The sequence below is a fragment of the Ruegeria lacuscaerulensis genome (assembly GCF_013034685.1).
Lineage (GTDB): Bacteria > Pseudomonadota > Alphaproteobacteria > Rhodobacterales > Rhodobacteraceae > Ruegeria > Ruegeria lacuscaerulensis_B.
On record NZ_WQGO01000006.1, the window covers coordinates 311,525 to 322,927 of the forward strand.

The window sequence follows — 11,403 nt, forward strand, 5'->3', positions numbered from 1 at the left end:
GCTACTCCTGATCCGCATACATCAATTCGGTGCGTACATCGTAGAGATCATGAAAGAACCGCAAGTCCAAGGCTTTGCGCAGGAATGAAACGCCGCTGGAACCTCCGGTACCCGGTTGGTTGCCGATTACGCGCTCGACCGCGGTGACGTGGTCAAAGCGCCAGCGCTGGAACAGGGATTCAACGTCCATCAGTTTTTCGGCCAGCGCATAGAGGTCCCAATACTGCGCGGTGTTGCGGAAGACCTGTACCCACAGTTTCACAACGCGCGGATCGCCTGAATAGGGCTGCGCATAGTCTCGGTCCAGCAGGTCCTGGGGCACATCAAATCCCTGCCGGGCCAGCATAAACAGAACCTCATCATAGAGGGATGGTTTGGTCAGCGCGGCGGTCAGCATCTCCATCACTTCGAGGTCATGGGCGTGAACTTTCAGGGTCGCGGCGTCCTTGTTGCCCAGAATGAACTCGATCTGACGGTAGCCATGGCTTTGGAATCCCGATGAGCTGCCAAGGGCCTGCCGGAAGGTCATGTAATCGACTGGGGTCATGGTCAGTAGGGTTTCCCACGCGGCGATCAACTGCCGCTGGATTGCCTTCACCCGGTCCAGATTCTTCATTGCCGGGCCGAATTCGTCCCGTTGCAGAAAGTGGCGCACCTCGACCAGTTGGTGGTGCATCAATTTCAGCCACAGTTCGCTGACCTGATGGATGATGATGAACAGCATCTCATCGGGTTGGGCCGGGTCCTGAAAGGTCTTTTGCAAGTTCAGAAGCGTCTTGAGCTGAAGGAAGTCGCCATAGCTCTTGCGGTGGGTCTGGGTGAAATCGGTTACAAGGGATGGTTCGATCCCACGTTCCAGATATCTGTCGGTCTTGTCGCTCATGACGCCCCCTTGATGCGGTATTTCGCACCTGTCTAAGGCGTCATTTTGCAACTATCCAGTGTGTCAGGTCCAGTCCAGCACCACCTTGCCCGATTGGCCGGACTTCATCGCGGCGAAGCCGTCGGCAAAGTCGTCGACTTTCATCTGGTGCGTGATCACTCGGCTGACATCCAGACCGTTCTGCAGCATGGCGATCATCTTGTACCAGGTTTCAAACATCTCACGGCCATAGACGCCTTTGATGGTGATCGCTTTGAACACGATGCGCGACCAGTCGACGGGCGATTTGCCGGGCGGAATCCCCAGCAGGGCGATCTTGCCGCCCATCACCAGTGCCTCGACCATCTGGTCCAGCGCGGCTTGCGAGCCCGACATTTCCAGCCCCACATCGAACCCCTGCGTCATACCAAGATCCGCGATAACATCTTGCAGGTCTTCATTCGAGACATCGACGCTGCGCACGGTTGGCACCACATGTTCGGCCAGTTTCAGGCGGTCGGGGTTGATATCGGTGATCACCACATGGCGCGCACCGGCATGGCGGGCCACGGCTGCCGCCATTATGCCGATGGGGCCAGCGCCGGTGATCAGAACATCCTCGCCCAGCAAATCAAAGCTGAGCGCGGTGTGAACGGCATTGCCCAACGGATCGAGGATAGCTCCGATCTCATCCGGGATATCATCGGGCAGCGGCACCACGTTAAAGGCGGGCAGTTTCAGGTATTGGGCAAAGGCACCCTGTTCGTTCACGCCAATTCCGCGCGTGCCTGGGTCCAGATGGAACTTGCCCGCGCGGCTTTGGCGACTGTCGTTGGTGATCAGATGCCCCTCGCCCGAGCATCTTTGACCGACTGCCAAACCGGTCACGTTGCGCCCCAATTCCACGATCTCACCGGCGAATTCATGGCCAGTAATCATCGGAACCGGCACCGTGGCCGAGGCCCATTCATCCCAGTTCCAGATATGAATGTCGGTGCCGCAGATGCCAGTCTTGTTGATGCGGATCAGAACTTCATCCGGGCCGATCTCGGGCACCGGGGCCTGCACCATCCACAGGCCCTCTTCAGGTTTGGATTTCTCAAGCGCTTTCATGGTGTTGGGTCGCATCGGATTACTCCCACAAATCGGTCGACAGGTATTTCAACCCGCTGTCACACATCACAATCGCAACGCAGCCGCCCTTTTCCGGGCCGCGCAGCAGTTCGATCGCTCCGGCAAGGTTCGCGCCCGCCGAGTAGCCCGCGAAAATGCCTTCGGTCCGGGCCAGCAACCGCGCCCCATCCCGCGCCGCGTCGCCTGACACGGACAGATGCCCGGCCAATGAGATGCCGTTCAGGTGAACCAGATCATCCATTGCGTATCCGCCGCCTTGGATTGGGTGATCGGGGTTGGTGATGGCTTCGCCAGCGATGGCCTGCGCGCCTTCGGGTTCCACGGCGTAGCAGCGCACGCTATGCGGTGCGAGAAAAGCCGCGGCCCCGGCCAGAGTACCGCCAGAGCCCGCAAAATCGCAAAAGGCCGTGACGGTGCCGCCGGATTGCTCCCAGATTTCGGGTCCAGTGCCGGTTGCGTGGGATTTGGGATTGCCGGAATGGCCGAATTGATCGGCCCGGAAGGCGTTACGCTCGGCCGTGATGCGTTGCGCGGCCTCGTCCACCAGCGCCAAATCCGCGCCCGATACCTCGCCAGGTTTGCTGCCCTCGGCTTGCGGCACGATCACAACTTCTGCCCCAAGGGCGCGCATCATCCGCGCCCGTTCGACCGAGTTTCCGGCGCTCATCACCGCTACAAAAGGATGCCTCAGAATTCCGCAGACAATCGCCAGCCCGGTGCCCATATTGCCCGAGGTCAGCTCGACCACCGTCTGCCCCGGTGACAGGGTGCCATCCGCGCGGGCCAGTTCGATGATCGACCTTGCGGCGCGATCCTTTTTCGAGAACCCCGGCAACAGGTAATCCAGCTTGGCCAGAATGCGGCCCTCCAGACCTAGGTGCTGACAGACGCGCGACAGGTCAACAAGCGGTGTATTCCCAATCGCGTCGATGACAGAGGGCAGGATCACGAAATCACTCCTAGTTCTTTGCCGACCTTGCCAAACGCGGCCAAGGCGCGGTCCAACTCGTCGCGGGTCAGCGCCGCGTTCATTTGTGTTCTGATCCGCGCCTGTCCGCGCGGGACGACCGGGAAGAAAAAGCCCGAGACATATACGCCCTCGTCAAACAGCCTGTTGGCCATGTCCTGCGCCAGCGTCGCCTCGCCCAGCATCACTGGGATGATCGGGTGTTCGCCGGGCAGCAGGTCAAAGCCCAGTTTTTCCAGACCTTCCCGCCAGTATTTGGCGTTGCCGAACAGTTGGGCGCGCAGCATGTCGCCTTGTTCGACCAGACGGATCGCTTCAAGCCCGGCGGCGACGATCGAAGGCGGCAGCGAGTTCGAGAACAGATAGGGCCGCGCCCGCTGCCGCAGCAGGTCGATCACTGGCTGCGGCCCGGCGATATAGCCGCCGATTGCCCCCCCAAGTGCCTTGCCCAAAGTTCCCGTCAGAATGTCCACATCGACGCCGAAATGATCCGGCGTGCCGGCACCGTTCGGCCCCATGAAGCCGGTGGCGTGGCAGTCATCGACCATGACGATTGCGTCATACATATCGGCCAGTTCACGGATTTTTGGCAAGTTGGCCAGATAGCCATCCATGGAAAACACGCCGTCGGTGGCGATCATGATATGCCGCGCCCCATCCGAGCGCGCCTGTTTCAGCCACGCCTCCAGATCGTTCATATCGTTGTTCATGTAGCGATAGCGCTTGGCCTTGCACAGCCGTACCCCGTCGATGATCGAAGCGTGGTTCAGACTATCCGAGATGATGGCGTCCTCAGGACCCAGTAGCGGCTCGAACAGTCCGCCATTCGCATCGAAACAAGCTGCAAACAAGATCGCATCATCCTTGTTCAGGAACTGCGCCAGCTTCTGTTCCAGCTCGCGGTGGATGTCTTGTGTACCGCAGATGAACCGGACCGAGGCCATGCCGAACCCTTTGGGGCCCATCGCACCAACGGCGGCGTCGATCAGCGCAGGGTGATCGGCAAGACCCAGATAGTTATTGGCGCACAAGTTTATGACCTGCTTGTCGCCCACCGTAATCTCACCGCCCTGAGGCGAGGTGATCATGCGTTCGCGTTTATACAGACCCTCGGATTCGATCTGCGAAAGCGTGTCCGTGATGTGTGATAGGAATGCATTTGCCATCTGGGCCTCCATAGCTCCCCGATGTCTATCATAGCGGATGCATTTCCGAAATAGAAGAATTGCAGTATTACGGAAAATTTTCTTACATTGCGGATTGAAGGAAGCTTTAAGTGATAACTTTTTGCTGAACTCAATGTGATCCACTTTTTTCCACGCCGCGTATTCATTTGCATATCAACTGGGAGGGAAACGATATGACTAAGATCTCAACAGTCGCGGCATTGGCTCTGATGTTCGGTGCAACAGCGGCTTTCGCAGGGCCTGGCAAAGGCAATACCGGTGGTGGTAACAGTGGGCTTGCTCAGTCGATGGCCGGGGCTGTTTCAGGTGGCGCGGCCACGCTCGGTCGGGACTTTGGAAGCAAAGGCAAAGGCACTGCTTCGGCGGTGAGCGGCGGCGGAAATGGCGGCTGGGGCAATATTGGAAGCAGCCTCAGCAGCATTACCGGTACAGACGGTCAGGTGTCCAACCGTGGAGGAACCCGCGGCGCAAACGACCTACCCGACGAGTAATAATTTATCAATCCGGACTGGCCGCCTGTTCAGGCGGCCGGTCGATCCTATAGACCGGTTTTCACAATTAGAAAAACGCGTGCCGGTCCATTATGTGCAATGATCGAGTGCGCAACATCCGCTGCATAACGCCCTGTGTCGCCTTGATGCAGAACCTCAGTTGCGGTGCCTGATTCAATCTCGACCGATCCGATCAAAACAGTCAAATGTTCACGAGAGCCTTTTGCATGCGGTTGGCTGATCAGTTTTCCGTCCGGCTCGAACCAGATGTCGTAAACTTCGTGCCCACCTGCATCTTCTGGCGGGGAAAGGATTCCGATCCGACAGCCATACCCCATATTGTCGATACTGGGCACATCGGACTGTTTCAGTACTTCAATTGTGTCGCCCTGAACCCCTTCATCCAGAAGCCCGGCAAAGTCTACGTTCAGCGCGCGTGTTAGGTTCCACAATGTCGCAATGGTGGGACTGCTTTCCCCGCGTTCGATCTGGCTGACCATGGAGCGGGACACGCCACTGAGGTTGGCGACGGCCTCAAGCGACAGGCCTTTGGCGCGGCGCGCTTCTTTCAGGCGGGCAGGCAGGCGTGTCAGGATATCGTCTGTGGTTTCCGTCATTACGGAAACTCATGCGCCTTTGGAGGAGCGATGTCAATTCTGCTTGTGACGGTACGTCGTATAGGACAGCTACGCTGCAGGACGTAATAGTGCCGCCAGACCCAAGAGGAGATGAGATATGAAAGACATCGTTATTCTGGATGGTGCCCGCACCGCGGTTGGTACGTTTGGCGGGGCACTGGCCTCGACCGCGCCGATTGATCTGGCGACCGTTGTGACTGAGGCCGCGATGGAGAAGTCGGGCGTCGAAGGTGGTCAGATCGGCAATGTTGTGTTCGGCCATGTGATCAACACAGAACCGCGTGATATGTATCTGTCTCGGGCCGCTGCCAAACAGGCGGGAATTCCGGTCGAAACGCCTGCGATGAACGTGAACCGACTATGCGGTTCGGGTGCGCAGGCGATTGTGTCGGCAGTGCAGTCGCTGAAGTTGGGTGATGCAGATTTTGCTGTGGCCGGTGGTGCCGAAAGCATGTCGCGCAGCCCCTATATCCTACAGCAGGCGCGCTGGGGTGCAAAGATGGGTGATATCAAATCGCTGGACATGATGCTGGGTGCGCTGAACTGCCCCTTTGGCACCGGCCATATGGGTGTCACGGCTGAGAACGTCGCGGATGAGCACCAGGTCACGCGCGAGCAGATGGATGAGTTCGCCTTGGCCAGCCAGACCCGTGCTGCTGCGGCGATTGAGGCTGGGTACTTCCAGAGCCAGATCACGCCGGTTCAGGTCAAAGTCAAGCGCGACATGGTCGATTTCATGGTCGACGAGCATCCCAAGACGACCTCAATCGAGGCGCTGGCAGGTCTGCGCCCGGCGTTCAAGAAGGATGGTCGGGTGACGGCGGGCAATGCGTCGGGCATCAACGACGGTGCGGCGGCGATGGTTCTGGCCACGGCTGATGCGGCTGAAAAGGCGGGTCTGAAGCCCAAGGCGCGTATTCTAGGCTATGGCCACGCCGGTGTGCGCCCTGAGGTGATGGGTATTGGTCCGGTGCCTGCGGTGCAGAACCTGTTGGCCCGAACGGGTCTGTCGATCGAAGATTTCGATGTGATCGAAAGCAATGAAGCCTTCGCCTCGCAGGCGCTGGCGGTGAACAAGGAACTGGGTCTGGACGCGACCAAGGTGAACCCGAACGGCGGCGCGATTGCGCTGGGCCACCCGGTGGGGGCAACCGGGGCGATCATCACGCTGAAAGCGCTGTATGAGCTGGAACGCATCGGCGGCTCGAAAGGTCTGGTGACCATGTGTATTGGCGGCGGTCAGGGTATCGCCATTGCATTCGAACTGCTCTGATCTCAGACTGTGTCGGGGGGCTGTCTGCCCCCCTTCGCGCCTTTGGGCGCGAATCCCCCCGAGGATATTTTCAGCCAGATGAAGGGCGGATCGGTTTCAGCTGAGCACCGAAAGAATCAGCACGATGGCCGCGCCTGCGGCGGCTCCGATCGTTGCAGGAAGCGCCGCGGACCAGAAGCGAGCAGACTTGGGGTCGTCTTTTTGGGTTTGGGCGATTAGCGCGTTTTCAACCAGCGCAGGCAGACGAGGGCCGAAACGGGCAAGGACCAGTGCAGTTTTGCTGAAATCGCGCAGGGCGGCACGGGGGCCGATGGATTTCTTGATGTAGTCCTCGACCACGGGGCGGGCGACTTCCCAGATGTTGACCTGCGGGTCGAGCGAACGGGCCACGCCTTCGACGACGACCATTGTACGTTGCAGCAGGATAAGTTCGGTGCGGGTTTCCATGCCGAAGCGTTCGGTGACTTCGAACAGGTAATTCAGCAGGCGGCCCATCGAGATATGGGTGGCGTCCATGCCGAAGATGGGCTCTCCGACTGCGCGCAGGGCGCGGGCGAACTCGTCGACATCTTGATTGGCGGGGACATAGCCCGCTTCGAAATGCACCTCGGCAACCCGTTTGTAGTCGCGGCGAATGAAGCCAAAGAGGATTTCGGCGTAAACCCGGCGGGTATATTCGTCGATATGCCCCATGATGCCGTAGTCATAGGCGATGATGTCGCCATTGGCCGCGACCTTGAGGTTGCCTTGATGCATGTCGGCGTGGAAATAGCCATCTCGAAGGGCATGCAACAGGAAAAGCCGCAGGACGCGTTCGCCCAGATCGCGACGGTTATGATTGGCGGCGTCCAAGGCGTCATTGTCGCCCAACGGGATACCGTCCGCCCAGCTAAGGGTCATGACCCGGCGCGCCGAGAGCGACCAAACCACCGGAGGCAGCCAGAACCCGGAATCATCTTTGGTGTTGGCCGCGTATTCCGAGGCTGCGGCGCTTTCCAGACGCAGGTCCAGTTCGCCCCGCACGACACCGTCGAAATGTTCGATCACCTCCATTGGGCGCAAGCGGCGTGCACCGGGGGCGAACAGCTGCACGATGCGGGCGGCGAAATAGAAGGCGTCCACATCCTTGCGGAAGGCGCGTTCGATGCCGGGGCGCAGGACTTTGACGGCGACATTCTCACCGTTACTAGTTAGCTTGGCCTTGTGAACCTGCGCGATGGAAGCCGCGGCGATGGGTTCGCTGAATTCCGAAAACACCTCATCCACGGGTTGGCCCAGTTCTTTGGCGACTTCGGCCATAGCTTCATCGCGGGAAAATGGGGGCAGTTTGTCTTGCAGCACGCGCAATTGGGCGGCCAGTTCATTGCCGACCACGTCGGGGCGGGTCGAAAGCACCTGACCGAATTTGATATAAGCCGGACCCAGCGCCGTCAGGGCGCGGGTGGCGGGCGGCATGTCCGGATCGCCCTTGTAGCCCAGCCATTGAAACGGTTTGCCCAAAGTGTGGGCAAGGATGCGAAGGGGTTTGGGGGCTTCGAACGCGTCCAGAACCACATTCATGGCGCCTGTGCGCTCCAGCGTGGCGCCTGTGCGGATCAGGCGGATGATGTTGTGAGGGCCGCGCATTTAGATCTTCCAACCGGAATGCAGCGCGGCGATACCCATGCTGAGATTGCGGTATTTGGCGTTTTCGAACCCGGCCGCGCGGACCATGCCCAGAAACGTTTCCTGATCGGGGAATTTGCGGATCGACTCGACCAGATATTGATAACTGTCGTAGTCATTGGCGATCAGCTTGCCCATGCGCGGGATGACGTTGAAGCTGTAGAGGTCATAGAGCATTTGCAGCCCGTCATTCGGCAACTGGCTGAACTCCAGTACCATCAGGCGGCCGCCGGGTTTCAGCACACGGTAGGCTTCGTTCAGTGCCTCTTGCGGGCGGGTCACGTTTCTGATGCCGAAGGAAATTGTGTAGACGTCGAAGGTGTTGTCCTCGAAGGGCAGGGACATGGCGTCGCCCACCACCCAGTTCAGGCTGTCGGCCATCTGATCTGCTTCGGCGCGTTGGCGGCCTTCGACCAGCATCGGCTCGGTCAGGTCCAGAACGGTGGCGTGGCCGTGCCCCGCCCGCTTGAGGAAACGAAAGGAAATGTCTCCGGTACCGCCCGCGACATCCAGAAGGCGCTGACCGGGGCGCGGAGCCAGCCAGTCCATCATCGCGTCTTTCCAGACCCGATGGATCCCCATCGACATGACATCGTTCATCACGTCATATTTCGAGGCAACCGAGTTGAACACGCCTTGCACACGCCCGGCCTTTTCAGCCTCGCGTACGGTTTCGAACCCGAAATGAGTGGTCTTGTCGCTGTTGTCGGACATAAGCCTTGCCGTTCGTCGAATTTCGCCTCTGTTATAGGGCCATAAGAGGCGGGCACAATGCGGCCCTTTGGAATAGGAGCCATCTAATGCCCGAATTGCCCGAGGTCGAGACAGTAAGACGCGGTTTGACCCCGGCGATGGAGGGGGTGGTGATCGAACGCGCCGATGTGAACCGTCCCGATCTGCGCTGGCCCTTCCCCGACCGTATGGCCGAGCGGCTGACAGGGCAGCGGATAGATCGGTTGCGGCGGCGGTCAAAATACATTCTGGCCGATCTTTCCAGCGGCGAGACCTTGCTGATTCATCTGGGCATGTCGGGGCGGATGACGGTCTCGGGCGATCCGTTGGGTCAGTTCGTGCATGATCATCCTGCGGCGCAAAAACATGACCATGTGGTCTTTCACATGGCTAATGGTGCGCGCGTCACCTTTAACGACCCGCGCCGGTTCGGGGCGATGGACCTGTTGCCCACCGCGAATGCCGAGGCGCATAAGCTGCTCTCGGTTCTGGGGCCGGAACCCTTGGGCAATGACTTTCACGAGCAGCACCTGATTGATGCGTTCATGGGCAAGAACACCCCTGTCAAATCCGCACTGCTGGATCAGGGAATCGTTGCCGGATTAGGGAATATCTATGTCTGCGAGGCGCTTTATCGCGGCAGAGTGTCGCCACGTCGCAAAGCTGGGAAAATTTCGACGCCGCGTGTTGCAGCACTGGTCCCGATTATCCGGCAGGTCCTGCAAGATGCCATTCAGGCTGGCGGGTCGTCCCTGCGTGATTTCCGCCAAGCCGATGGAGAACTTGGATATTTTCAGCACAGCTTTGATGTCTACGGGCGCGAAGGCGAACCCTGCCGCACCGAAGGCTGCGGCGCGCCGATCAAGAGAATCACCCAGTCCGGTCGCTCATCCTTCTATTGCGCGCAATGCCAAAGATAACTTGATCCAGCTTTTGCGCGTGATAATGAATCGTATCTGAACGGAACAACCGGAAGCTTACACCTCATGGCTTTTGAGACGATCATCGTCGAAATCGAAGACCACGTCGCTCTTATCAAGCTGGACAGACCCGATGCCCTGAACGCGCTGAATTCGCAGCTTATCGGCGAATTGTGCGCGGCATTGGAAGATGCCGATAGCAATGACAAGGTGCGCTGCATCGTCATCACCGGCTCGGACAAGGCATTTGCTGCAGGCGCGGACATCAAGGAAATGTCCATGATGAGCTTTGTCGACGTCTACACTACGAATCTGTTTGCGGATCTGAACGACAGCATGACGGCCATCCGCAAGCCGATCATTGCAGCCGTGGCAGGCTATGCGTTGGGCGGTGGGTGTGAACTGGCGATGCTATGCGATTTCATCATCGCCGCGGACAGCGCCAAGTTCGGCCAGCCCGAGATCAATCTGGGCGTGATCGCAGGTTTGGGCGGCAGCCAGCGACTGACCCGCTTCGTAGGCAAGTCCAAGTCGATGGACATGAACCTGACCGGTCGGTTCATGGACGCGGACGAGGCGGAACGCGCCGGTCTTGTCAGCCGCGTGGTGCCGGCCAAGAAACTTCTGGAAGAGGCGATGGCCGCCGCGCAGAAGATTGCCGAGAAATCTCAGCTGAGTGCAATGGCCGCGAAAGAGGCGGTCAACCGCAGCTACGAACTGACGCTGAGCGAGGGGATGCTGTTCGAACGCCGCGTCTTTCATTCGATGTTTGCGACAGAAGACCAGAAAGAAGGTATGGCTGCGTTCCTCGAAAAACGGGCCGCGCAATTCCGCGACAAGTAAGCTTGCGGCAGATCGAATCAGGCGGGCAGGGCCCGCCTTTTTCATGCCTGATATCCGGGTGCAAGAATCTGCTTGGCAAACCCCGGCAGTTTGGATAGTAACCGCCGCTATACATGCGCGTGCGGCCCGCTTGGCCCGACTCACACTCGTGATTTCTGATCCGGTGCGGATAATTCCGTGGCGCGCAACCCTAGATAACCGTACCGAACAAAGGTCAGAGACACATGGCTAACTCGCCTCAGGCAAAGAAACGCGCTCGTCAGAACGAAAAGCGTTTTGCAATCAACAAAGCGCGCCGTTCGCGCATCCGCACCTACCTGCGTAAAGTCGAAGAAGCGATTGCTTCCGGCGACAAAGACGCAGCAACCGCCGCCCTGCGCGCGGCCCAGCCCGAACTGATGCGCGGCGTCACCAAAGGCGTTTTCCACAAGAACACTGCATCGCGCAAAATGTCGCGTCTGTCGGCCCGCGTCAAAGCGCTGGGCTGAGTCGCACAGTGACCGCTGGTGACCTTAGGTCACGTAAGCAAGACTGATCTATTTAAAGGGCGTCGCGCAGTGCGGCGCCCTTTCTGCTGTTGCCAGAATACCGCGTCCTCACGAAACCGAGAGATTCTTTCGCCCCCAGACCCGAGTCAATATCAGAGTTTCGTTGCCCCGAGCGTCACCCTCTTGCTACCACTGTTTTAGCG

12 protein-coding genes are annotated in these 11,403 nt (G+C 59.0%); 5 read left to right on the top strand and 7 right to left on the bottom strand.

Annotated elements, in window-relative coordinates; translation table 11 throughout:
• Position 1: 1 nt before the first annotated feature.
• The 4 genes from GOV80_RS16790 to GOV80_RS16805 form a co-directional block, all read right to left on the bottom strand.
• Positions 2 to 883 (bottom strand): tryptophan 2,3-dioxygenase, encoded by an 882-nt coding sequence (locus GOV80_RS16790; RefSeq protein WP_170786449.1) that lies wholly within the window; start codon positions 881 to 883, stop codon positions 2 to 4.
• A 63-nt stretch (positions 884 to 946) separates the two neighbouring features.
• Positions 947 to 1,975, bottom strand: a complete 1,029-nt coding sequence (gene tdh, locus GOV80_RS16795) for an L-threonine 3-dehydrogenase (RefSeq protein WP_170786557.1) — start codon at positions 1,973 to 1,975, stop codon at positions 947 to 949.
• Positions 1,976 to 1,994: 19 nt separating this feature from the next.
• Positions 1,995 to 2,945 carry a pyridoxal-phosphate dependent enzyme gene (locus GOV80_RS16800; RefSeq protein ID WP_170786453.1) on the bottom strand — a complete coding sequence of 317 codons (951 nt, stop codon included), beginning with the start codon at positions 2,943 to 2,945 and terminating at the stop codon, positions 1,995 to 1,997.
• Positions 2,942 to 4,129 (bottom strand): glycine C-acetyltransferase, encoded by a 1,188-nt coding sequence (locus tag GOV80_RS16805; protein ID WP_170786455.1) that lies wholly within the window; start codon positions 4,127 to 4,129, stop codon positions 2,942 to 2,944. Before GOV80_RS16805 ends, GOV80_RS16800 begins: the two co-directional genes overlap by 4 nt.
• Before the next feature lie 194 nt (positions 4,130 to 4,323).
• Between GOV80_RS16805 and GOV80_RS16810 the strand changes: the two genes are divergently transcribed.
• On the top strand, positions 4,324 to 4,641 hold the full coding sequence (locus GOV80_RS16810) for a hypothetical protein (RefSeq protein WP_170786457.1): 318 nt from the start codon (positions 4,324 to 4,326) through the stop codon (positions 4,639 to 4,641).
• Positions 4,642 to 4,688: 47 nt separating this feature from the next.
• On the opposite strand, the gene GOV80_RS16815 is transcribed toward GOV80_RS16810, so the two are convergent.
• Complete coding sequence (locus GOV80_RS16815) at positions 4,689 to 5,258, bottom strand: XRE family transcriptional regulator (protein WP_170786459.1); 570 nt, start codon at positions 5,256 to 5,258, stop codon at positions 4,689 to 4,691.
• Between the two features lie 118 nt (positions 5,259 to 5,376).
• On the opposite strand from GOV80_RS16815, the gene GOV80_RS16820 reads away from it, so the two are divergent.
• A complete protein-coding gene (locus GOV80_RS16820) occupies positions 5,377 to 6,552 on the top strand; it encodes an acetyl-CoA C-acyltransferase family protein (protein WP_170786461.1) in 1,176 nt (391 codons plus the stop codon).
• A 96-nt stretch (positions 6,553 to 6,648) separates the two neighbouring features.
• Here GOV80_RS16820 and ubiB read toward each other — a convergent pair whose 3' ends face one another.
• Positions 6,649 to 8,178 (bottom strand): 2-polyprenylphenol 6-hydroxylase, encoded by a 1,530-nt coding sequence (ubiB, locus tag GOV80_RS16825; RefSeq protein ID WP_170786463.1) that lies wholly within the window; start codon positions 8,176 to 8,178, stop codon positions 6,649 to 6,651.
• Positions 8,179 to 8,931, bottom strand: coding sequence for a bifunctional demethylmenaquinone methyltransferase/2-methoxy-6-polyprenyl-1,4-benzoquinol methylase UbiE (gene ubiE / locus GOV80_RS16830; protein ID WP_170770918.1), 753 nt, complete (start codon positions 8,929 to 8,931; stop codon positions 8,179 to 8,181).
• An 86-nt stretch (positions 8,932 to 9,017) separates the two neighbouring features.
• Between ubiE and mutM the strand changes: the two genes are divergently transcribed.
• From mutM to rpsT, 3 genes are all read left to right on the top strand, one after another.
• Entirely contained in the window at positions 9,018 to 9,869 is an 852-nt protein-coding gene (gene mutM / locus GOV80_RS16835; protein WP_170786465.1) for a bifunctional DNA-formamidopyrimidine glycosylase/DNA-(apurinic or apyrimidinic site) lyase, read from the top strand.
• A gap of 66 nt (positions 9,870 to 9,935) precedes the next feature.
• On the top strand, positions 9,936 to 10,712 hold the full coding sequence (locus tag GOV80_RS16840; RefSeq protein WP_170786467.1) for an enoyl-CoA hydratase: 777 nt from the start codon (positions 9,936 to 9,938) through the stop codon (positions 10,710 to 10,712).
• Positions 10,713 to 10,936: 224 nt separating this feature from the next.
• Complete coding sequence (rpsT, locus tag GOV80_RS16845) at positions 10,937 to 11,200, top strand: 30S ribosomal protein S20 (protein WP_170351928.1); 264 nt, start codon at positions 10,937 to 10,939, stop codon at positions 11,198 to 11,200.
• Positions 11,201 to 11,403 lie beyond the last annotated feature (203 nt).

Coding starts and splice junctions, on each gene's coding strand:
- GOV80_RS16790 (WP_170786449.1), bottom strand. CDS start 883: ATGAGCGACAAGACCGACAGATATCTGGAACGTGGGATCGAACCATCC.
- tdh (WP_170786557.1), bottom strand. CDS start 1,975: ATGAAAGCGCTTGAGAAATCCAAACCTGAAGAGGGCCTGTGGATGGTG.
- GOV80_RS16805 (WP_170786455.1), bottom strand. CDS start 4,129: ATGGCAAATGCATTCCTATCACACATCACGGACACGCTTTCGCAGATC.
- GOV80_RS16810 (WP_170786457.1), top strand. CDS start 4,324: ATGACTAAGATCTCAACAGTCGCGGCATTGGCTCTGATGTTCGGTGCA.
- GOV80_RS16815 (WP_170786459.1), bottom strand. CDS start 5,258: ATGACGGAAACCACAGACGATATCCTGACACGCCTGCCTGCCCGCCTG.
- GOV80_RS16820 (WP_170786461.1), top strand. CDS start 5,377: ATGAAAGACATCGTTATTCTGGATGGTGCCCGCACCGCGGTTGGTACG.
- ubiB (WP_170786463.1), bottom strand. CDS start 8,178: ATGCGCGGCCCTCACAACATCATCCGCCTGATCCGCACAGGCGCCACG.
- ubiE (WP_170770918.1), bottom strand. CDS start 8,931: ATGTCCGACAACAGCGACAAGACCACTCATTTCGGGTTCGAAACCGTA.
- mutM (WP_170786465.1), top strand. CDS start 9,018: ATGCCCGAATTGCCCGAGGTCGAGACAGTAAGACGCGGTTTGACCCCG.
- GOV80_RS16840 (WP_170786467.1), top strand. CDS start 9,936: ATGGCTTTTGAGACGATCATCGTCGAAATCGAAGACCACGTCGCTCTT.
- rpsT (WP_170351928.1), top strand. CDS start 10,937: ATGGCTAACTCGCCTCAGGCAAAGAAACGCGCTCGTCAGAACGAAAAG.